This is a genomic window from Rheinheimera sp., assembly GCF_030824435.1.
GTDB lineage: Bacteria > Pseudomonadota > Gammaproteobacteria > Enterobacterales > Alteromonadaceae > Pararheinheimera.
Map to the genome: position 1 here is coordinate 1 of NZ_JAVBXS010000025.1, position 22,914 is coordinate 22,914.

A 22,914-nucleotide genomic window follows, 5' to 3' on the forward strand; every position below is an offset into this window, starting at 1 on the left:
CGGGGACTTATGATGACGTCAGATTTTGTAAAACAAGTTCACCTGGAAACAGCACGCCGTTATCAGCAACAAGGCTACGATATTAATTATCTGGTGTCACACTTTCAGAAAGTGGCGCTGGAAGCCGAAGATATCGCTGAGTTGTTAACTAAAATAGCCGGGGCCGAGTCAGCAAAGCAGCAACAAAAATAAAGGTTATATCAATGTTGCTTAGGGTTGCTGTACTGGTTTTATCAATGGCGTTCAGATAAAAAAACACCGCATAAAGCGGTGTTTTTTTTGTAAGTTACTGAGGGGTTATGCAGCGCTTTTGCTGCTGCCCGCTATCAATCCTGACGGCTGGCCCATAAGTCGTATTCGTCAGCGGCTTCAACCACAGCTTTGATGACATCACCAGGTTTAACATCCATCAGACCATTAAGGTAAACAGCACCATCAATTTCAGGGGCATCGGCGAAACTACGGCCAATAGCACCTTCATCGTCCACTTCGTCAATCAAAACATCAATCACACGGCCCACTTTGGCTTGTAATCTGGCGGCGCTGATTTTTTGCTGAGTGGCCATAAAGCGGTGATAACGTTCTTCTTTCACTTCTTCCGGCACCGGGTCTGGTAATTCGTTGGCTTTGGCGCCTTCTACCGGGCTGTATTTAAAACAGCCAACACGGTCCAGCTGCGCTTCTTCGAGGAAGTTTAATAATTCCTGGAACTCTTCTTCTGTTTCACCCGGGAAACCAACAATAAAAGTAGAGCGGATGGTTAAGTCAGGGCAAATGGCACGCCATTTTTTAATGCGTTCTAAAGTGCGTTCGGCCTGACCCGGTCTTTTCATCAGTTTTAAAATGCGCGGGCTGGCATGCTGGAATGGAATGTCCAGATATGGCAATAACTTACCTTCTGCCATTAGTGGAATAACATCATCCACATGTGGGTAAGGGTAGACATAATGTAAACGTACCCAAATGCCGAGTTCAGCCAAAGCTTCACACAAGGCCTGCATGGAGGTTTTAACCGGCTGGCCATTCCAGAAACCGGTGCGGTGTTTCACATCCACACCATAAGCGCTGGTGTCTTGAGAAATCACCAATAACTCTTTGACGCCGGCCTTTTGCAAACGGGCAGCTTCGTCCAGCACTTCGCCAATAGGGCGGCTGACTAAATCACCGCGCATCGACGGGATAATGCAGAAAGTACAACGGTGATTACAACCTTCTGAAATTTTTAAATAAGCGTAGTGTTTCGGCGTTAACTTGACGCCAGTGTCCGGCACCAGTTGTAAAAACGGGTCGTATTTTGGTTTGGGCACAAACTGATGCACCTGATCCAGCACGTTTTCATATGCGTGTGGGCCTGTGATACCGAGCACATTTGGATGCACCTGACGGATTTCATCTTCACGGGCACCGAGGCAGCCTGTCACTATCACTTTGCCGTTTTCAGCTAAAGCTTCGCCGATAGTGTCCAGCGATTCCTGCACCGCACTGTCAATAAAACCACAAGTGTTGACAATCACCAGCTCAGCATCGTCGTACGATGGCACTATGTTATAACCCTCAACTTTCAGTTGCGTCAGGATCCGCTCGGAATCGACCAGATTTTTCGGACAGCCAAGGCTAACAAAGCCAACTTTAGGTTGTGACATAACAATATTACCTTCGGGAAAATGGGCGCGTATTTTAAACGAAAGCGCTGGCGCCCACCAGCGCTTTATCATCGCCCGGTTTTAACAGCGCTGCCGGCCGTTTTTTCTCCGGGCTTTTATCGCCATAACCATGCTGGGTATAACTGTTACCGCGGATGTCAGATAAATATACAAAAAATAACAAAAATAAACCCATAAAATTACACATGTTACTGCAGTTGTAGCGAATTGATGCTGGATTATTTCGCAGGTTTAATTCTCATCGTATTGATTTTAATTGTATTTAGAAAAATACGCACAAAATTGTCCCAGATTGCGGCTGATAACCGTCAGCTTTAATAAAGCGTCAGTTATTTTTACGGCATTGTAATTTTATTATTTTTTAAATGTAAAATATTACAATTGCACAGGCATTAAAAGTAAATAAAATGTTGGCAAGTATATTGCTCATAGTCCAGGTCCCTGCTCAGGGGTATCAGCCAACAGGCTAGTCACTTTTAATAAAAACTAATCCAGGTTAACTATGAACAATAACAATACAACAGCAGTTTCTGGCCGGGTAGCAACGCGCTGCGCCCGCGCTATCCGTCCTTGGTCCTTGTCTTTGTTTGGCGCTGTCGCGCTTTTTGCCAGTCAGGCACAAGCAGGTGTAATGCAGGTAGATTTTGAGCAACAGCAATGGTTATACGGCAGTTCTTATGGGGATGCACTTTATGAGGCTGGTGATTTACTGGCACATAAAAATGTATTGTTTTCGTTCGGTAGTCTGGACACCGGCTCTGTCGGGTCTATCGTCGATGGTTCAGATCCCTACAATTGTTATGGCATGAAATGCCCAACCAATAACGGCAGCAGCTATTACGCCGGTGTAAACGATGGGTGGTTAAGTATGAGCCAGAAAAACCCGGCAAACCTGCATGGACTTCGCCTGCTGAGTCTGGATTTTGGTTTTGTAGAAACTCTGGCCGGTTTAGGCAGCTATGCCGCGGGCAAACTGGTACTGACAGCCAATCGTTTTGACGGTTCTTTTGTACAGCTGATGAAAGACTTTCCGCTGCCGGATCAGCTGGGTCAGCACCAGTTTGTTCGTTGGAACGATATTGACAACCAGCTGGGTGGTGAACGTTTTTATGCTTTCAGCCTGAATGCCTGTTTATACGATCTGAATGGTGAATGTGTGCGGGAAGCGGGTAAAAAAGGTAGTTTTGCCATAGATAATCTGTCGATAGATGTGCCTGAACCTGCAGGTATTGCGGTCTTTGCACTGGCCTTTGCTGGTCTGCTGCTGAATCGCCGTCGTCAACAACAATAATAAAAACAGGACATTATCATGAAACTATCCCCAATCTCTTTGGCGATTGCCGCCATGCTGACCAGCCATATGGTGTCAGCGTTAGAAAATAATGACGTAAAACGTCCTTATATAGTACAGCTTTCAGCAGCACCGGTGGCCTCTTATACCGGCGGCGTTTCGGGTTTAAAAGCGACAAAACCTGCCATAGGGCAGCGACTTGATGCTGCAATGGCGCAAGTGCAGAATTATCAAGCCTTTTTGGCAGATCAGCAGCAGCGAGTATTAAGTCTGGTGCCCGATGTGGACGTTGCACATCAATACAGTCTGGTGTTTAACGGCTTTTCGGCCATGTTAACTGATGCTCAGGTGCGCGCGCTGAAAAAAGACAGTTCAGTGGTGGCTATCCGTGTGGATGAACCCAGAGAGTTGACCACCAACTATACCCCTGGCTTTTTGAAACTGGATGCACCGGATGGCATCTGGGCAAAAGCCGGTGGTCAGACTGCAGCTGGTGAAGATGTGATTATTGGCGTCATTGATAGCGGCGTCTGGCCGGAAAACCCGGCTTTTGCTGACCGTGTTGATGAAAATGGTACCGCTACTTTTTCGAACCAAGGCAGTGAGGCTTATGGTCCGGCGCCTGCCAAATGGAAAGGGACTTGTCAGGCGGGTGAAGGTTTTAGCCTGAGCAACTGTAATAACAAACTGATTGGTGCCCAGTATTTTGATACAACATTCCGTAGCCTTGTGGCCCAGGGGTCGTATTCACCGCACTGGAGCGATTATGTGTCAGCCCGTGACAATGGAGGTCACGGTACCCACACCGCTTCTACAGCAGGTGGTAACGGCAAAGTAGATACCACTGTTGCCGGCATTTTAATGGGTAAAGCCTCCGGTATTGCACCACGTGCCCGTATTGCTGTGTACAAAGTGTGCTGGAGTTATAAAGATCCTGCTAATCAGGCGCTGCCAAAAAATTCCTGTTTTACCGGTGACAATGTCGCTGCCATTGAAAAGGCTGTGGCCGATGGTGTTGATGTGATTAACTATTCCATCAGCGGTAGTCAGACCACGGTCAATGATCCGGTTGAACTGGCCTTTTTAGGCGCGGCCAATGCCGGGGTTTTTGTTGCAGCTTCGGCAGGCAATAGTGGCCCAGGCAATGCGGTGGCGCACTTAGGTCCATGGTTAACCACAGTAGGTGCTTCGACCCATGACAGATTTAACGCGGCCAGAGTGGAGCTGGATAATGGTGCCAGTTATCAGGGGGGGTCATTAAATCAGGTCGCTTTGCCTGCCACCAATATGATTGCCGCCCGTGACGCTGCCATTGAAGGCGCCAGCCTGACCCAGGCGGCTTTATGTTATGGTGCTACAGACGGCGCCGTGGTGCTGGATCCGGCCAAAGTGGCAGGGAAAGTCGTGGTGTGTGACCGCGGTACCACCAATCTGGTGAACAAAAGCCTGGCCGTCAGTCAGGCCGGTGGTGTAGGCACTATTATCAGTAACGTCGCCGGTGGTTCGTCCACTATTTCTGCGTTTGCTCACGTTTTGCCTACAGTGCATTTAACTGAAGCTGACGGCAGCGCGGTGAAAAATCATCTTGCCGCTCATGCTGCGGCAACGGCCTCTATCAGTGCGTTTGCCAGTATTAAAGGCAGCACAAATGCCCCTATGATGGCAGGTTTTTCGTCACGCGGGCCAAACCGCGGTTATGCCAATATGCTAAAACCTGATTTAACAGCACCGGGTGTCGATATTCTGGCCGGTTACGTGCCTGTTGCCACAGAAGCAAAACGTGATGCCATTGCCAATGGTGAAGCGGGGGAAGCCGCCTGGGATTTCCTGCAGGGCACCTCAATGTCAAGTCCACATGTGGCCGGTTTAGCAGCGTTGTTAAAACAACAACATCCGCTGTGGTCACCAGCCATGATCAAGTCTGCGTTGATGACAACCGGCAGTATGACCTTTAATGATGGTTTGGCTGGTGCGCAAAACGGTACCTTGCCATGGGGACAGGGCGCTGGTCACGTGATGCCAAATAAAGCCATGGCGCCAGGTCTGGTGTACGACATTCAACCCATAGACTACAGCCGTTTTTTATGTGGCATTAATGCCCCTTCAGTACCTGCAGCTGTCTGTGCCAATATTGGACGTTTGCCGGATTACAATCTGAACCTGCCGTCTATCACCATTGCCAATAATCTGGGTGCTACCACAGTTAAACGTACAGTGACGCACGTAGGGGACGCAACGGCCACTTACACCGCAAACGCTGTTGTGCCTGGTTATCAGGTATCAGTTTCTCCGTCCAGCCTGACGCTGGCACCTAATCAATCCGCCACTTTTACAGTGACAACCACCCGGACCAATGCGGCTGTGGGTAGCTGGGCTTTTGGTGCTTTGGTCTGGTCTGACGGCGTCAACGAAGTACGAAGCCCAATGTCGCTAAAGTCAGTGTTATTTGGATCAGTGGCCGAATTGGTTAGTGAACAGGCAACGGGTCGTCTGATGTTCCCTATTGCAACAGGTTTTGCTGGCGCCATGACCTCCGCTGTAGGTGGTTTAAAAGCGGCCACCGTGACACCGTTGACCATTGCTCAGGCAATGTCCGGCACTATTGAAACTGCAACCCAGTTGTCAACAGCTTGTCGTGCCAATAGCAAAGGCACAGTGATACGTGATCTGGTGGTGCCTGCCAATACGCTGGTATTGCGTGCTGCCACTTTTAATGTTGAAACCTCAGGGCATCAAAGCCCTGCCGGTGACGATATCGACATGATCCTGCTTAATCCAGCCAACGCTGTGGTTGCCAGTAGCTTAAAAGCCGGTTCGGACGAGCAGGTGCAACTGTTAAATCCGGCGCCAGGAACTTATAAAGTCTGTCTGGGAGGTTATCAGCTGGCCAATAACACCTCGTCCGACTTTAAACTGTCAAGCTGGGTTGTCAGCAGCGCAGATAAAGGCGGCAGTTTCCGTCTGAGTATGCCTGGTACTGCTGTTGTTGGTGGTACGCCAACAGTGAGCCTGAGTTGGTCTGGCTTAGCTCAGGGCAAACGTTACCTCGCTGGTATGCGTTTTATCAGCGGTGGCGCTGTTCTTGGCACTTCGGTGTTGACGGTAAATACCAATGATCCGCTACCACAGGCTGAAGGTGAAAAAGCCGTTTTGGTCGTGGCGGAATAAGTTTGTTGATTCAGCTTTGACAGCAACAAAGGGCAATAGCCTGTGATCTGAGTAAAAACGGCGACTGTTAGTCGCCGTTTTTTGCATTGAGATATCAGTTATTTACCTTTGGCGCGAATAAAATAGGCGGTGGCCAACACCAATAACACTGCTTGTAAGGTTAATCCTTGCCAGGTTGGGTAAATACCAAGCCAACTGATGACCGGGAAGTTTAAGGCTACCGCTGATAACTGACCCGCTTCTTGTAAAGCAGCAATACCTTTGCCCGCCATCACAAAAGCCAATAGCAGCATCAGCACTGCGGTGCTGCCGAAAAAGCGTTTTAGCGGCAATTTAACGGCAAATTTCATTACAGCAACAGCAACCAGCGCCAGCGCCAGCAAGCCGGTGGTGATACCGCCAATAAAGGCTCCCTGATGCGTTTGCCCCCCCTGCAACCATAACGACTGATAAAACAGAATAGTTTCAAATACTTCACGATACACCGCCAGAAACACCACCAGCGCTAAGGTCCAGTGGGTGCCACCGCTCAGGGCATTTTGTACCTTGCTTTGGATAAACTTTTGCCACTCGCTGGCGCTGGTTTTGCTGTGCATCCAGAACCCCATATAAAACAGAATGGCTGCCGCTATCAGGGCAGTATAACCTTCGGTGAGTTCGCGTGAAGCTCCGGAAATATCAATGACAAAACTCGACAACAGCCAGGTAACGGCGCCAAGTGCCAGCGCTGATAACCAGCCGGCGTGTACAGTGCGTTTAAGTTCGTTACGGCCGGTTTTTACCGCAACTGCGTAAATAGCAGCGACCACCAAAAGAGCTTCCAGGCCTTCACGCACTAATATTAACAAGGCCAGCAACCAGACACTTTCACCTGTTAAATTGGCCGTAGATACCAGTGCTCTGGCTTCATTCAGTTGCAAAACCACCTGGTCTATTGCCGCAACAGTGGTTGGATCCTGTGGGCTGTTTTTCACCAGGGTGCGTACCCGCATCATATTCTGCTCTATGTCGTTGCGTTTTGGTCTGTTAATCGCATCAAGCTGAGCTTCCACCAGTTCAAAACCATCCAGATAAGCCGCTACTGTTAAGTCATAACTGCTCGCCGGGTTGGTTGTTAACAAGGATTTAGCCAAATTCAGGTTATTGCTTGCCACCAGCCATGGATCTTGTTGTTGTGCCTGATAAAACAGTTCCGGATGCTGGCGGAACAACGCCATCAGGGCGGTTCCGCCTTGTTGATATTGTTCTGTGAAATCGGCAGGGGTGGCTGTCAGTAGTCTGGTGATTTGCTCGGGATGAATAAGAGCCTGTGGTGCAGCTTCAGTTGATAGTGGTTTGCTCGCCAGATGACCGACATAAAAGGCCAGATCCCAGCGGCTTTTTTCATCCAGTTGTTGAAAGGACATCATACCGGTGTCGGCAACACCTAAAGTGATGGTATTAAAAAGACCAAATAAACTGCGGGCGTTATGACGTTCAACTTCATGAAAGTTAGTAGGGGCGGGGTCCATTTGAGCACCGGCTGCACCATCACCTAAACCTGTTATACCGTGGCAAGCCACACAGTTTTGTGCAAAAAGCGCCGCTCCCCTTGTTAAGTCCGGCGCAGTTTTTGGCAGTGGCAGTTGGGGCATGGCCGAGAGCACAGCTTGTCGCATACTTGCGGTCAGAGTTTTGACGGCAGTGACATCCGCTTTATTGGCAATCAGACTGCTAAGTTCAGTTGCTTGTTGCTGCAAAGCAACATCTGCGCTGTTTTTCACATCCTCATTAATCAAAGCGGCAAATTCAGTCATTTCGCCATATTCACCTTCACTGATAATTTTGCCGTCAGCAACAGCGGCAGAATAATCAGCACCAATATATTCAATGAGTTGGATTAATTTATCTGAAGCAAAACAATAACTGCTAAACAGACTCAGCAGGAAAAACACCACAACTTTTGCCATCTTGCAACCCTTAAGGTGGAGAATAAGAATAATTCGTATTATGCCTCAGCTGTAGTCAAATTGGATCCTCCCACCCCAATATTTATCGACCCTTGTTGATGTTGGTTTTTGTCTGGCAGCGCAGGTCTCAATGCCAGACGATAGTAGCGCCGATTTACATCAGAAAAACTACCCACAAAGAGTCTGAAATATTATGACGATGATGGGGGGGAATTGCCTGCAAACAAAACAGCAGCGAATATCAATTTTTATGGTGTTACGGCATGAAAACAGCAGTGGCTGAATAAGCAAAGAGTTAAAACAACAGGCAAAAAAAGAGGGCGCGGTAGCGCCCCCAAAAACACCAGGCAGAATAAAAGCTTAGAATTTTACGGTGTAACGTAACGTCCAGACCCGACCTAACCAGTCATGGACTGAACTGGCATAACCATTGGTTGGAGAAGAGGCGTATGGTGGTTCTTTGTCGGTCAGGTTACGTAACGTCAGCTGCAATTTGCTTTGATCACTCAGTTGGTAACCCAGACTGGCGCTCAATACCAGCCAGCTATCCACTGTGTCATTGTCAAATTTAAAGTCACCATCACCCAATTCGCTGGTGTAATGGCCTGACAGGCTGGCATTCCAGTCATTCAGCGTCCAGTCCACACCGGCATCGGCGACGAAGTCTGGCCTTGCGATTTCGCTGGCACCACTTAATTTACCGAGTAAATCTTCCGGCGCGTCGTCTTTGGTCAGCTGACGCTCGTAACTTAAGGTGCGGGTAGCGGCAAAATAAGGTTTAAAATCACCAGCTTTGGTGCTGAGCTTGTAATCCAGTTTGATATCAATACCGTCAGTGTCCTGAGCGCCTACGTTAAAAAAGCCGGTGCGTAAGAACACTAAGTCGTTGCCTGCGTCCATCACACAACCAAAAGCATCACCCAGCGCAGCTTCTGAGCTGACTTTAGGCGCCGAGCCATCAATACAGGCTTTTAACGTAGTGTTGGCATCCACATCCACAATATCGGTATGTTGATAACGCCAATAATCAAGGGTCAGGTTCAGCTCATCGGTCAGGTTCCATGACAGACCCAGGTTCATCGCTTCTGAGCTCTCTGCATCCAGCGCTTTATTGCCGATAGTTTCCTGATCGTATTCAAGTTCGCCTGTTGGCACGCCAAAGGCGCCACAAAGTGGGGTGTAAGGCGAACCAGCACCGCAGTCAATATAGTTAGAGCCTAACGAAGTGCCTGCACCCAACTGGGATAAAGACGGCGCTCTGAAGCCCGTTGACCAGCTGGCGCGCAGGATCAGATCGTCAGTGGCACGGTAACGCAAGGACAGTTTTGGATTCACATCACCACCAAAGTCGCTGTAATGGTCGTAGCGCAGTGCAGCTATGGCATCCAGTTGTTCGGTCAGCGGAATATTAAATTCACCATAAACGGCATACTGGCTGCGATCGGCAGCCGCGTCGCTGGCACCTAAGGTGGTAACACCACCGGTTTTGGCAAGCTCCGACGGACGGTCAAAAATGTCTTCGCTACGGGCTTCACCGCCAAATACCGCTTTCACTGAGCCGTTTGACAGCTGAAATAAATCGCCTGCGATATTAAAATCCCAGGACATCACATCAGACTCACCCAGGCGTGGGGCAGCTTCACGTAAGCTGGCAATCACGGCAGGGTCAGTGTCGCGGCCTAAGTTAAAGGGGTTAAATGTGCCGTTTAACGCTGCAGCACGCATGCGGGCTACGCTAAAATAACCTGAGCTATGGATCACTTCGTTTTCTGATTTGCCCAAAGTGGCAGCTGTTTCCCAGCTCCAGTCCTGCAGTTCACCCCGCAATCCCGCCAGTAAACGATAACTGGTGTTGTCGTATTGTTGTGAACGGATTTCCGGGAAACGTGAACGCACACGAATATTATTTACGCTGCCGTTTAGTGCATCTGCAGTGCGCGCCCAGGCCGGTATGGTGGGAAGGGCACCAGACAGGGTGTAGTCAAAAGCGCCAGCCGAGTCATAAGCGCTGCCGCTGTTGTCCTGATACATGGCTTCGGCAAAAAACTCTTTGTTATCCCCAAAACGGTAGTTGTGGTTTAAAGTCGCACCAATGTTTTTGCTGTCGGGTTGAATGGCCCGTTCAATCACGTAGTCGTATTGGCAGCGGCTGCCATTATTGCTGGTTTTGCCGGCGCACCAGGGTTCGGCATAATCTTTACCGTCAATAGTCACGCGGGTTGATGATTTAAAAGTGACATCAATAGGTCTGTCACTGTTCATCAGTTTTTCGCGATCAAAATAATCAATCACCAGCGTGGTATTGCTGTTTTCTGTGGCAAAACCACCGGCATAAGTCAGGTTGGTGCGGCCAAAATCGCTGCTTTTGCTGTCATCACCGTACATGGCCGATAACTCATGACCTTCAAAATCTTTGCGCAAAATAAAGTTAATAACACCGGCAATAGCGTCTGAGCCATACACAGAAGAAGCGCCGTCAGTCAGGACTTCAACCCGTTCAATGGCCGACATCGGAATGGCGTTGACGTTAACAAATGAATCAAAACCATTGGAAAACGAGTCGACTGCTACCCGGCGACCATTGACCAGCACCAGGGTGGAGCTGGAGCCCAAACCACGCAAGCTGACTCCGGCAGCACCAGGCGGCGTGCCGTCAGAGCCCGCCACGTTACCGTTTTCGGTGAAGGTACCGGCACTGGACGCCTGAGGTAAATCTTTTAAGAAGGCTGACACACTGTCATAACCCTTTTTAATCAGGTCGTCTTTGCTAAACACCTGCAGCGGGTTGGCGCCTTCCATATCCACACCTTTGAGGCGTGAACCTGTCACTTCCAGTTTTTCAATGGCTTTGCTGTCAGTTTCGGTGGCGGCAACTGTGGTGGTTTGCTGTGCCAAAAGTTTGGGGCTGCCCAAAAGTGCAAGCAGAGTGGCACTATATAACAGGCTGTATTTAAAAGAAGTTTGCTTCATAGTTGCGAATTTCATACACATTCCTCGGAACATTTTTTTGTTGTTTTAATCACAATCTGACTTGATTGAACAAACGAAAAATGCAGAGGGAGCGTGGGTGGGTTTTCTGTACTGAGTTGACACGCTCAGGAAGAACAGAAATAACACCCCATAGACTTTTCTCAGGCGCAAACCTTAGGGTCTATGACAAAAACTGGCTTAGTTATGTAGTCAGCTGCTGCTGAACAACAAAAAGAAGATCAGAATTTCCCTCTGCATCAGGCAAAGGGAAGTGGCTAATTATTAAACCACTCGGACAGATAATAAGGAGAGTAATAATAAGAGCTGAGATTAGCAGCAAGCTTAAGCATCTTATTTCTCCTTATTGTCGTTATTTGGGGATTAAGCGCTGTATGAACACAGCCTGTGTATGACTCAAAATTGTCGGAATTAAATAATCTTGTCAAGCGTATTTTTCTAATGTTGCTTTATTTGTTGATTTTATTGAGATTAATCCCTGTGCACAGATTATTTCCGGCAAAGAGAAAATCGCTGCACTATATTGACTTACAGAAGTTTCAAACGTACATTTCAAACAGTTGTTTAAATTGACTGACTGATATGACCAGTAAACAAAATACCCAACAAAAAATCCTCGATGCAGCTGAGCGTTTATTCGCCGATACCGGTTTTAGCGCCACTTCGCTTCGGCAAATTACTGGCATGGCCGAAGTGAATCTGGCGTCGGTGAATTATCATTTTGGCTCGAAAAAAGAGCTGATCCAGGCGGTATTACAACGTTATCTGGCGGTGTTAATGCCAAGACTGGATCAGGAATTCAGTTTGCTGTTGTCATCACAAAAACCTAATGATTTAAGTCAGGTGTTGTCGGTATTTGTCGAGCCTTTATTGGAACTCAACAAAATTCAGAACCGCGGTACCACGCTGTTTTTACAGTTGCTTGGCCGGGGTTATACCGATGTGCAGGGCCACTTGCGCTGGTTTTTTAATCATCATTATGGCCGCACGCTCGACAAATTTGTGCTGTTGGTACAACAAAGCTGTCCGGCTTTACCGGCCAGTGAAATTTTCTGGCGGCTGCATTTTTCGCTTGGCACCATTGTTTTTACCATGGCGTCAAACGAAGCGTTAAAAGACATTGCAGCAGCCGATTTTAACGAAGTAGTGGAAATTGATGGTGTGATCAAAAGATTGATCCCCTATCTGGCGGCCGGGATAGCCGCGCCTTTGCAGTCTGACTAAAACCATCCGATAAAGGACAAGCCTTATGTTTATTTTATTTTTAATTATTGTGGCGCTGGTGGTGATCCTTGGGGTCACTGACATCCGCCGTAACCTGGTGACAAAACCTATTTTTGCCATCTTCAAAAAAATTCTGCCGCCGCTGTCAGACACTGAACGTGAAGCGATGGAAGCGGGTGATGTCTGGTGGGATGGTGATTTATTTAAAGGCAAACCAGACTGGAACAAACTGCACGCTATTCCCAAACCGCAGTTGTCCGCCGAAGAACAAGCTTTTATGGACAATGAAGTAGAAACCCTGCTGCAAATGCTGGATGACTACAAAATTGTCAATGAACACCGTGATTTACCGGTGGAAGTGTGGAACTACATCAAAGCCAACGGCTTTTTTGCCATGATCATTCCAAAATCTTACGGTGGCCGTGAATTTTCTGCTATTGCCAACTCCACTATTGTGTCGCGTATTGCCACCCGCAGCTTAACTGCTGCTGTCACAGTGATGGTGCCAAACTCGTTAGGCCCTGGTGAGTTGTTGATGCACTATGGTACTCAAGAGCAAAAAGACCGTTGGTTACCAGGTCTTGCCGGTGGTAAAGAAGTGCCTTGTTTTGCCTTAACAGGCCCGGAAGCCGGCTCTGACGCCGGTGGTATTCCGGACACTGGTGTGGTCTGTAAAGGTGAGTTTGAAGGCAAAGAAGTCATCGGTATCCGTCTGAACTGGGATAAACGTTATATCACTTTAGCCCCTGTGGCCACTGTGCTGGGTCTGGCTTTTAAGTTGTCTGATCCGGATAAATTAATGGGCGACAAAGAAGAGCTGGGTATTACCTGTGCCCTTATTCCAACCTCACACCCTGGTGTTGAAATTGGTGACCGTCATTTCCCGATGAATATGGCCTTTATGAACGGTACCACCTACGGCAAAGACGTGTTTATTCCACTGGATTGGATCATCGGTGGCCCGTCATACGCAGGTCGTGGCTGGCGTATGCTGGTGGAATGTTTATCAGCAGGCCGTGGTATTTCGCTGCCGGCCCTTGGCACTGCCACTGGCCATTTAGCCACCCGTATGACAGGCGCTTATGCTTATGTACGTCAGCAGTTTGGGATGTCTATTGGTAAGTTTGAAGGTGTGCAGGAATCACTTGGCCGTATTGGTGGTTTAACTTACAGCCTGGAAGCCATGCGTGTGATGACAGCTGGTGCTATCGACCTGAAACTGAGCCCGTCGGTGGTAACCGCTATTGCCAAATACCATATGACAGAAATGTCACGCACGCTGTTAAACGACTCTTTTGATATTCATGCTGGTCGTGCCATTCAATGTGGTCCGAAAAACTACCTGGCGCATGGTTATATGGGTGTGCCAATTTCTATTACCGTTGAAGGCGCCAATATTTTAACCCGTAACCTGATGATTTTTGGTCAGGGTGCCACCCGTTGTCATCCGTACGTATTAAAAGAATTGGAAGCGGCCGCCAACCCAAATGCGGAAGAAGGTTTAAAACAATTTGACGAGTTATTACTGAAACACGTGGGTTTTGCCTTGGGTAACACCTTTGGTGCCTTGTTCCAGGGCCTGACAGCCGGTTGTTTTAACAGCTCGCCTGTGGGTGGTGACACTGCCAAATATTACAAACAGTTAAGCCGTATGAGTAAAGCATTGGCACTCAGTGCCGACTTCTCCATGCTGATGCTGGGTGGTGATTTAAAACGTAAAGAAATGTTGTCTGCCCGTTTAGGCGATGTATTAAGCCACTTGTATATTGCTTCTGCTGTACTGAAGTTTTATGAAGACAATGGCCGTCAGGTTGCTGATCTGCCGTTTGTACATTACAGCGTGCAGCGTAATCTGCATGAAATTGGCCGTGCTTTTGCAGGCTTCTTCAGCAACTTCCCGAATGGTTTTGTCGGTGGTTTGTTAAAAACGTTGGTGTTCCCATTTGGCATTGGTTACCAGATGCCGGATGATGAAGTGTCCATGCAAATCTCTGACGCGCTGTTAAAACCAAGCGTTATTCGTGACCGTTTAACTCACTTATGCTACCTGGGTGAAGACAAAAACGACCCGACTGGCTCGATGGAACGTGCTTTTGTCGCAGTACATGCTGCCCAGCCTGTGATGAAAAAAATCTATGCAGCGCAAAAAGAAGGCAAGCTGGCGCGTAAGCTGCCACTGCAACAGCTGATTGCCAAAGCTGCTGAGCTTGATGTAATTAGCGCAGCCGAAGCCACACAGCTCAATGACATGAACGAACTGCGGTTTGATGCCATCAGCGTGGATAGTTTTAAACCAGGTGAACTGGAAGGGCTGGCCATCAAAGGCTGATTTATCTGAAATTTGTTCTGAAAGGCCAGCTACTGCTGGCCTTTTTTTATGGGGGCGCTTGGGGTAAAGTAAGGCCTTTACGCCTTATGCTGATGATTTGCCGCCCTCTGGTAGCAGCCTGTCCGCTTTGACATGCCTTTTAAGCGCAATAAGAGAATAAATTCCATGATCGGCTCTTTGATGCTGGACCTGCAAGGTCCGGAAATTTCCCAGGAAGAAAAAGAATTATTGGCCCATCCGGCCGTAGGTGGCGTGATTTATTTCACCCGCAATTATCACGATAAAGCCCAGTTAAAAGAACTGGTACGCCAAACCCGAGCTGCCAGCAAAAGCCCGTTGTTATTGGCGGTCGACCATGAAGGTGGCCGGGTACAACGGTTTCGCCCTGAATTTACTTTATTACCAGCCATGGGCCAGATTTGGCCAGGTGCCGGCCAGAATTTAGCGCTGGCAGCCCAATATGCCACCGAAATAGGTTGGTTAATGGCAGTGGAAGTGCTGGCGCAGGATATTGATATTTCTTTTGCCCCTGTTGCTGATATCTGGGGTGTTTGTGATGTCATTCGTAACCGCGCTTTTCACAGTGACCCCGCCAAAGTGGTGGCGCTGGTCAACGCTTTTGCCAAAGGCATGCATCAGGCCGGTATGAAAACCACCGGCAAACATTTCCCTGGCCATGGCAGCGTGAAAGAAGATTCACATTTAGAGCTTCCTTATGACAGACGCAGCCGCGAAGCCATAGAACAGCTGGATTTAACGGTATTTCGCCAGTTACAACAATTAGGCGCGCTGGACGCTGTGATGCCAGCCCATGTGGTGTATCCGGCTTTTTGTGATAAAGCCGCCGGCTTTTCGACTTATTGGCTGCAACAGGTGCTTCGCACAGAAATGCAATTTGACGGTGTGGTGTTTTCTGACGATTTAGGCATGAAAGGCGCCCATCAGGCCGGCTCTTATCAGCAAAGGGCAGAAGCAGCCCTGAGTGCTGGTTGTGACATGATTCTGGTCTGTAACGACAGAGCAGGTGCCATTGAAGTGCTGGACACTTTGCCGCAACAATATTGGTTGCACAGCAGCACGCGTTTATCACGCTTAAAACATCAGACAAATCTGAGTGATGTGATGTTAAGCCAAAGCCCGCGTTATCAGGCGGCAGTTGAGCTTGCGGCGAAGTTAAAAGCCGTTGAAGTGGAAGCCAGCGCCAGCTCTGCCGGCATTGTTGAACGCTCTTAAGGAATTTCCGATGATTGAAACTACTATTGCCGGTTTAAGTTTACGGCTGGCCACCAAAAATGATGTGCCACAAATTCTGCGTTTTATTCAGGCACTGGCCGAATACGAAAAATTAGCGCATCAAGTAGTGGCCACTGAAGACAAGCTGGCAGCTACTTTATTTGGTGATAAAGCTTTTGCCGAAGTGGTGATTGCCGATTATCAGGGCGAGCCAGCCGGTTTTGCCTTGTTTTTCCATAACTATTCCACTTTTTTAGCCAAACCCGGCATCTATCTGGAAGATTTATTTGTTGACCCAAGCCTTCGTGGCAAGGGCATTGGCAAGGCGCTGATCACTTACCTTGCCAAACTTGCGGTCGAGCGTGATTGTGGCCGTTTGGAATGGTCAGTGCTGGACTGGAATCAGCCAGCCATTGATTTTTACCAGTCGCTTGGCGCCACTATGCTGCACGACTGGCGCATTAACCGCGTCACAGGCCCAACTTTGCAGGCCATGGCATTGCAGTTTCCTGGTTAATTCATTCCAAGCTGCTAGGTTCGGGGACAGGGACGGCTTAACGCCGTCCTTGTAACACCTCAATCAGCTGTTTCACCGCCTGCATTTGGGCGCCGTTTTTAGTGGTGTAGTGCTCGCCGCTGTAACCCCACCAGTCCCAACAACCGTTTGGATTCATGACACTTTTATCGGCCTGTGGATACAGCACCACCAGCTGATTGTTATCGGCATATTCATTGAGGCCGGTTAAACGGGCATAAACATTACCCACAGCACCGGCATATTGTTTACAGCCATGAAAACTCACATGTAAGCGGCAACTCTGACCTTTGCTGCAACTTTCTGGCAGATACAAATAGCCGGTCGCCCCAAGCTGGCCTTTGGCTATAGGCGCTAAGGCAACCTGATCAAGTTCCAGCAGCTGGCCGGAGGATTTTTCAGTCCTTGGTTTTAAACCGGGCAATAAATGGCCGAGCAGGGCACCGGCAGCATCATAACCACAGCTGCCGATAAAAGGCGCAGTGGAGGCTGCACAATCAGTTCCCTTGCTATGATCGGTCGGGAAATGATGGGCAAAAGGTTTATCTTTAACATAAAGCACATTGCTTTTAGGCAGCAACGACTGGTATTGCTTTGCTAAGGCGTCGCTGACCGGCGCTGCAACAGTGCTGTCCTTAGTGCCATGAAATATCCAGACTTTGTCATCAAGCAGATTTTCAAGCGCATCAATAGCACCTTGTTGCTGCTGCGCTGTTAAATAAGCGCTGGCGGCTGTTAGATCCGGTTTGCTGCTAGCTTGGTTTAAACAATGGGCAAAAGCGGTTTGCAGGCTATTGGCGGCACAATACACAGGGCCTGCTGCCACAATAGCAGCACCTTGCACATCTGCGGAATAGGCCAGATGAAACTGCGCTGCCATATAACCACCGGATGATAAACCCGACAGGGTAATGTTTTTATCCAATTTTAACTTTGGCAGTGGTGTCTGTTCTGTCGCCTTTTCTGTTGCCGATAGCGGGCCGCTTGCTATAAAAAATACTGCAACTAGCAGCGCTTGCAGTGGCTGCATAATTCCGGATTTTTTACCGGCGTTGAGTAATTGGTGATGACAAAAAGAGCCTGTTGCTTTCATAAAAACTCCAAAAAAATAAAAGACCAAAACGCCTTGTTATGCTGCGTAAAGCTCTGCTTTGCATAAACTTTTTAAGCTAAACCCACAGCAAAAACCGCTTCTGATAAAGATAAAAAACGACAATGCGTAACTTTTTTGCTGCTGGCAATAGTGCTTTGGTACTAGACGGCACTAGGCGGTACCAGACAGAGAGGGGATTTCAGCGCCAGCAGTTCGCTGGCGTGAGCAAAGGCAACGTGAAACGCTCAGGCACAGTCAGCTGTTATTATTTGACGTCGTTTTTTTGGGTCTGTTTGTTTTTGGAGTTTTTATGAAAGTGTCGGGCTTGCGGCCAGCGCCTGCAACAGTTCGGCGGCCAGTGCGTTTTTGCCATTTGGGTTTGAGATCAGTTGGCAAACCTTCGGGTTTGGCATGATGTGCATTGCTGATCAAGTCGTTTAATGTTGCCAGCAGTGGCTGCATAAAAGCCTGATAACTCAGCTCTTTTTGGCTTATTTTTAAAAGTGCCGCTTCCCACTGCGCTGTCATATCGGGTTTGCTGGTGCTTTCAGGCAATGCTGCTATCAGGCTTTTGCCTGTGGCTGTGGCCAGAATGTTTTTGCCGTGCCGGACTAAAAAACCACGTTTAAACAGCAGCTCGATAATACCGGCGCGGGTGGCTTCGGTACCAAGGCCATCAGTGTCGCGCAGAATTTGTTTAATAGCCGGGTCTTCGACAAAACGGCTGATGCCGGTCATGGCAGCCAGCAAAGTGGCATCGGTAAAATGCTCCGGCGGCTGGGTATGTTTTTCAATAGTTTCGCCGCGGGCACAAAATAACTGCTGACCCTCTTTAAGCGGAGGCAAGAGCTGGTCTTGCTCCGCATTTTGCTGATCTGTAGCCTGTTGCCGATCGGTGGCGCTATGTTGCTGCTTAGCTTCGTGGTGATTGTTTTTGCCAAACCATTGTTTCCAGCCTTGTTGTTGTTCTGTTTTGGCGATAGTGCGGAACAAACCACCACAAATGTTCAGCTCCACTGTGGTTTCGCCATAACAATAAGGCGGGTAAAACTGCAATAAATATTGCCGGGCAATCAGGCCATAAATTTTTTGTAAATCAGCGCTTAAACGACTGGCATCCACAGCTTTTTCAGTGGGAATAATGGCATGGTGTGCACCTACTTCTTTATCATCCCAGGCTTTACTCACCAGCGAAAAATCGGCCTGTGCCACCATTTGCGCCAATTCACTATTGTGACAGCTTAAGGTGCTGCTGATCGTTGAAACCGCAGCTAATTGCTCTTTCGGTAAATAACGGCAATCCGACCTTGGGTAAGTCACCAGCTGGTAACGTTCATACAGCTGCTGGGTTAAATCCAGCACCTGCTGCGCCGCCATACCATATTTTTTCGCCGCATCTATTTGTAAAGCCGACAAGTTATAAGGCAAGGGCGCATATTGTTTTTTGTTTTTTTGCTCCAGTTTAGTCACCAACGCCGGTTGTGCCGTGATGCTGCGCGCCACTTTGTCGGCAAGGCCTGGGTGTAACACCCGGCCTTCTTCGTCCTGATAAGGTTCACAAGCGGCACTTGGCAGCCATTTGGCGACAAAAGCTGTACTGTTGTCGTTTACTGATAATTGCAGATGCGCCAGTACCTGATAAAACGGCTTGCTGACAAAATGTTCAATTTGCGCGTCACGGCGTACCACTAAACCCAATACCGGCGTTTGCACCCGGCCCACCGACAATACACCCTGAAAACCGGCTTTTTGGCCTTGTAGCGTATAAGCGCGGGTCATATTCAGGCCGTATAACCAGTCGGCTCTGCTTCGCGCCAGCGCTGAGGTGGACAGTGGCACAAAGTCGCTGTTGGGTTTCAGGTTTTGCAGCGCCCGCAAAATAGCAGGAGGGTTTAAATCGTTGATCAATAACCTTTTGCTTTGCTTCAGTTTGTCGCCTTTGACGCCACAATAAGCAATCACTTCATCCACCAGCAGCTGGCCTTCACGGTCCGGATCGCCAGCGTGCACCAGCTGGTCGGCCTGCTGAATGAGCTTTTTAAGTACTGAAAGTTGTTTGGCGCTGCTGGCGCGGGCTTTCAGTTGCCACACTTGCGGCACTATCGGCAAATGTTGCAACTGCCATTTTTTAAAAGCACTGTTGTAAACTTCCGGCTCGGCCTGCTCCAGCAAATGACCGATACACCAGCTGACGATATCGCCGTTGCCAAGCTCAATAAAACCATCACCATTGCGCTGCGGTTTGGAGAGCACTGCGGCAATGGCACGGCCAAGGCTGGGTTTTTCAGCGATATATAAAATCATCAGATGGGCTTAGTAGGCTGTATAAAATTACAGTTAATTTATCCTGTTTATTGGCAATAGGCAAAAACCGGCTGTTATTCAGGGTTTTATTTACGGTTTTATTAAAGGCTTTGTCAGAGCGTCGCGCTTTGCTGCGACTAAAGTCTATGCCCCCTAAGTCTAAGTTCGCTTGTTGTTATTTTTCGCTACAGTAAAAGCATCAAAATAGTGCATGAAAGGCCAGCAGCATGACAACAAACTCCGCTTATCAGCAACAATACCGGCAGGCATCAACGGCGCCCGAGGCGTTTTGGGCAGCGCAGGCGGCTACATTGGCCTGGTATAAAAAGCCCAGCCAAATTTTAACGCGCCAGGATGAACATCATTATCAGTGGTTTGCCGATGGTGAGCTGAATAGCTGTTATCTGGCGCTGGATGTTCATCTGGCACAGGGCCGTGGTGAACAAACAGCGCTGATTTACGACTCTGCCGTCACAGGCAAAAAACAACGTTTTAGTTATGCGCAGCTTCAGCACGAAGTGGCGCTTTTTGCCGGTGTGCTCAAAGCCAATGGGGTTGGCAAAGGCGACCGTGTTGTGCTCTATATGCCGATGATCCCTCAGGCGGTGATTGCTATGCTGGCGGTAGCACGGTTGGGTGCTGTGCACTCTGTGGTGTTTGGTGGTTTTTCCGCACACGAGCTGGCGCTGCGCATTGACGACGCTTGCCCTCAGCTGATTGTCAGTGCTTCCTGTGGCATTGAAATAAACAGAGTCATTGCCTACAAACCTTTGCTGGACGAAGCTTTGGAAAAAGCCAGCCACAAGGTGCCTTGTTGTGTGATTTATCAGCGCGAACAGCTGATTGCCTCTATGCAACATGGCCGTGATTTGGACTGGCAACAGCAGCTTGCCACTGCAACTTCGGCCGATTGTGTGCCTGTGCTTGCCACAGATCCTTTATATATTTTGTACACATCAGGCACCACAGGTAAACCCAAAGGGGTGGTGCGCGACAACGGTGGCCATGCAGTTGCGCTGAAGTACAGCATGCAGGCGATTTATAACTGTAAGCCTGGTGATGTGTTTTTTGCCGCTTCCGATGTTGGCTGGGTGGTAGGGCATTCTTATATTGTGTATGCGCCTTTGTTTGCCGGTTGCACCACAGTGCTTTATGAAGGCAAACCGGTGTTTACGCCCGATGCCGGTGCGTTCTGGCGTATTTGCGCTGAATACCAGGTCAAAGTTCTGTTTGCAGCGCCTACGGCTTTTCGCGCTATCCGCAAAGAAGATCCCGATGCTTTATTGCAACAATATGATTTATCGAAGCTTTCATATATTTTTATGGCCGGCGAGCGGCTTGACCCTGCCACTTTTCATTGGGTGCAGGACAAAATAGGCAAACCCGTCATTGATCACTGGTGGCAAACCGAAACCGGCTGGGCTATTAGTGCCAATCCGGCAGGTGTAGAGCTGCTGCCCGCCAAAGCCGGTTCTGCCACTGTGCCTGTGCCTGGTTTTGTGCTGGACATTCTTGATGACAGCGGTGTGCCTGTTGCTGCCAATCAGCAGGGTTATATAGCGCTGAAAATGCCGCTGCCACCCGGATGTTTAACCACCATCTGGGGCAATGATGAGCGTTTTGTCGATGGTTACCTGCGCACTTTTGAGGGTTATTACGCCAGTGGGGATGGCGGTTATCTGGATGAGGACGGATATTTGTTTGTGATGGGCCGCACCGATGATGTAATTAACGTGGCGGGGCACAGGTTATCAACAGGTGAAATGGAGCAGATAGTTGCAGCGCATCCAGCTGTTGCCGAATGTTGTGTGATTGGCATAGAGGACCTGATTAAAGGGCAACAACCATTGGCGTTGGTGCTGTTAAAAAATGGCGCACAGATAAGTGAACATGCATTGGAAGCTGAATTAACCGCGTTGGTCCGTCAGCAGATTGGTGCGCTGGCTTGTTTTAAAAAAGCCATCATAGTGCCTAGGTTACCAAAAACCCGTTCAGGAAAAATTTTACGCAAATTGTTGCGCCAGATAGCCGCAGGTCAGTCGTACCTTGTACCTTCAACTATTGATGATCCGGCCTGTTTAGCCGAAATAACGGCGCTGATGGCGCGTCGCCAGTTGATTAAAATTGGCTTTTAACTAACTTGCCGGTTGGTGATGGCTATTTGCGGCTATCAAAACCGGCAACTTTATGCAAAAGGGGTCACTGTGGTGCCATAATGCCGCATGCTGTTGCTAAACAGAATTCTGCGGCACCTTATGCTTTTCATCCAGCATCAGCAACGCAGCGTTATTGGCAAAGGGCAGCAGCTCTTTCACCATAGGTTTGGCTAAATAATAACCTTGCACAAAATCACACTGGTTGTTGCGTAAAAATTCCAGTTGTGCCGAGTTTTCCACCCCTTCAATAATCAGATTTTTATCGATAGCAATTAATAAGGCGATCAGCGATTTCATAAATTTATCGGCGATGCTGTTTTGTGTCAGTTGTTGTGTGACACTTTGGTCGACTTTCACTGCTGACATAAAAGGATTGATCAAAGCGCCAAAGTTGGAATAACCGGTAATAAAGTCATCGATGACAAACTGACAGCCGGTTAAAGCCAACCGGAGCAGATTTTTGTCTTTGCTTTCATCTGTAATGGCCGAACGTTCGGTAATTTCAAAACGGATTTTGCCATCGGCAAAGTGGTATTGTGTTAACAACAGTTCCAGCTGATCACAAAAAGACTGTGAGTTCAGCGATTCTGCACACAAGTTAATATGCACAAAATGCTGCTGATGGTTTAATTCGGCACAATTCTGAATATCGTTAAATACCGCTTTTGCCACAGCCAGATCAAACTGCTGATACAAACCCAGCTGTTCAATGGCTTGCACAAAAGTTTCGACGTCCTTACACAATTCGGGCTGATTTAGTTTGGGTCGGCATAAAGCTTCGTAACCGACAACGCAGTGATCTTTAAGACTTAAGATGGGTTGATAAACCATCATAAAAGCGTGATCCTGCAAAATCTGGCAGATCAGATCAGGCAAGTTGCTGACATTTGTTGGCATGGCTCAATTCCTCAGGCTAACCCAAGTTGCATTGTAGGCATAATAATTGATTTCAATGTGTTAATTAAGCAAGTTTTATTTTG

15 protein-coding genes are annotated in these 22,914 nt (G+C 48.4%); 8 read left to right on the forward strand and 7 right to left on the reverse strand.

Features of this window, described 5'->3' with window-relative positions; all coding sequences use genetic code 11:
• Nucleotides 1–192, forward strand: a 192-nt coding sequence (locus RCH83_RS06220) for a hypothetical protein (RefSeq protein WP_306520123.1), incomplete at its 5' end; no start/stop codon positions are given.
• A gap of 134 nt (nucleotides 193–326) precedes the next feature.
• Here RCH83_RS06220 and rimO read toward each other — a convergent pair.
• Together rimO and RCH83_RS06230 are read right to left on the reverse strand one after the other, a co-directional pair.
• A complete protein-coding gene (rimO, locus tag RCH83_RS06225; RefSeq protein WP_306520124.1) occupies nucleotides 327–1,643 on the reverse strand; it encodes a 30S ribosomal protein S12 methylthiotransferase RimO in 1,317 nt (438 codons plus the stop codon).
• Between the two features lie 34 nt (nucleotides 1,644–1,677).
• Nucleotides 1,678–1,827 (reverse strand): hypothetical protein, encoded by a 150-nt coding sequence (locus RCH83_RS06230; protein ID WP_306520126.1) that lies wholly within the window; start codon nucleotides 1,825–1,827, stop codon nucleotides 1,678–1,680.
• 339 nt (nucleotides 1,828–2,166) lie between these two features.
• Here RCH83_RS06230 and RCH83_RS06235 point away from each other — a divergent pair, with 339 nt between their 5' ends.
• A complete protein-coding gene (locus tag RCH83_RS06235) occupies nucleotides 2,167–2,955 on the forward strand; it encodes an NF038120 family PEP-CTERM protein (RefSeq protein WP_306520128.1) in 789 nt (262 codons plus the stop codon).
• An 18-nt stretch (nucleotides 2,956–2,973) separates the two neighbouring features.
• A complete protein-coding gene (locus tag RCH83_RS06240) occupies nucleotides 2,974–6,123 on the forward strand; it encodes a S8 family serine peptidase (protein ID WP_306520130.1) in 3,150 nt (1,049 codons plus the stop codon).
• 98 nt (nucleotides 6,124–6,221) lie between these two features.
• Here RCH83_RS06240 and RCH83_RS06245 read toward each other — a convergent pair whose 3' ends face one another.
• Nucleotides 6,222–8,072: a cytochrome c/FTR1 family iron permease gene (locus tag RCH83_RS06245; RefSeq protein ID WP_306520132.1), complete on the reverse strand. Its 1,851-nt coding sequence runs from the start codon at nucleotides 8,070–8,072 to the stop codon at nucleotides 6,222–6,224.
• 360 nt (nucleotides 8,073–8,432) lie between these two features.
• Nucleotides 8,433–11,057, reverse strand: a complete 2,625-nt coding sequence (locus RCH83_RS06250; protein WP_306520134.1) for a TonB-dependent receptor — start codon at nucleotides 11,055–11,057, stop codon at nucleotides 8,433–8,435.
• A gap of 585 nt (nucleotides 11,058–11,642) precedes the next feature.
• On the opposite strand from RCH83_RS06250, the gene RCH83_RS06255 reads away from it, so the two are divergent.
• The 4 genes from RCH83_RS06255 to RCH83_RS06270 all read left to right on the forward strand — a co-directional run bounded on the left by RCH83_RS06255 (nucleotide 11,643) and on the right by RCH83_RS06270 (nucleotide 16,363).
• Nucleotides 11,643–12,284 carry a TetR/AcrR family transcriptional regulator gene (locus tag RCH83_RS06255; protein ID WP_306520136.1) on the forward strand — a complete coding sequence of 214 codons (642 nt, stop codon included), beginning with the start codon at nucleotides 11,643–11,645 and terminating at the stop codon, nucleotides 12,282–12,284.
• A 25-nt stretch (nucleotides 12,285–12,309) separates the two neighbouring features.
• Nucleotides 12,310–14,613: an acyl-CoA dehydrogenase gene (locus RCH83_RS06260; protein WP_306520138.1), complete on the forward strand. Its 2,304-nt coding sequence runs from the start codon at nucleotides 12,310–12,312 to the stop codon at nucleotides 14,611–14,613.
• 165 nt (nucleotides 14,614–14,778) lie between these two features.
• Nucleotides 14,779–15,846, forward strand: coding sequence for a beta-N-acetylhexosaminidase (nagZ, locus tag RCH83_RS06265; protein WP_306520139.1), 1,068 nt, complete (start codon nucleotides 14,779–14,781; stop codon nucleotides 15,844–15,846).
• Nucleotides 15,847–15,856: 10 nt separating this feature from the next.
• Nucleotides 15,857–16,363, forward strand: a complete 507-nt coding sequence (locus RCH83_RS06270; protein ID WP_306520141.1) for a GNAT family N-acetyltransferase — start codon at nucleotides 15,857–15,859, stop codon at nucleotides 16,361–16,363.
• 37 nt (nucleotides 16,364–16,400) lie between these two features.
• On the opposite strand, the gene RCH83_RS06275 is transcribed toward RCH83_RS06270, so the two are convergent.
• Together RCH83_RS06275 and RCH83_RS06280 are read right to left on the reverse strand one after the other, a co-directional pair.
• Complete coding sequence (locus tag RCH83_RS06275; RefSeq protein ID WP_306520143.1) at nucleotides 16,401–17,474, reverse strand: PHB depolymerase family esterase; 1,074 nt, start codon at nucleotides 17,472–17,474, stop codon at nucleotides 16,401–16,403.
• Nucleotides 17,475–17,729: 255 nt separating this feature from the next.
• Nucleotides 17,730–19,778 (reverse strand): DNA topoisomerase III, encoded by a 2,049-nt coding sequence (locus tag RCH83_RS06280; protein ID WP_306520145.1) that lies wholly within the window; start codon nucleotides 19,776–19,778, stop codon nucleotides 17,730–17,732.
• Nucleotides 19,779–20,005: 227 nt separating this feature from the next.
• Here RCH83_RS06280 and RCH83_RS06285 point away from each other — a divergent pair, with 227 nt between their 5' ends.
• Nucleotides 20,006–21,913 carry a propionyl-CoA synthetase gene (locus RCH83_RS06285; protein WP_306520147.1) on the forward strand — a complete coding sequence of 636 codons (1,908 nt, stop codon included), beginning with the start codon at nucleotides 20,006–20,008 and terminating at the stop codon, nucleotides 21,911–21,913.
• Between the two features lie 96 nt (nucleotides 21,914–22,009).
• Here RCH83_RS06285 and RCH83_RS06290 read toward each other — a convergent pair whose 3' ends face one another.
• Complete coding sequence (locus RCH83_RS06290) at nucleotides 22,010–22,831, reverse strand: EAL domain-containing protein (RefSeq protein ID WP_306520149.1); 822 nt, start codon at nucleotides 22,829–22,831, stop codon at nucleotides 22,010–22,012.
• Between the last annotated feature and the right edge of the window lie 83 nt (nucleotides 22,832–22,914).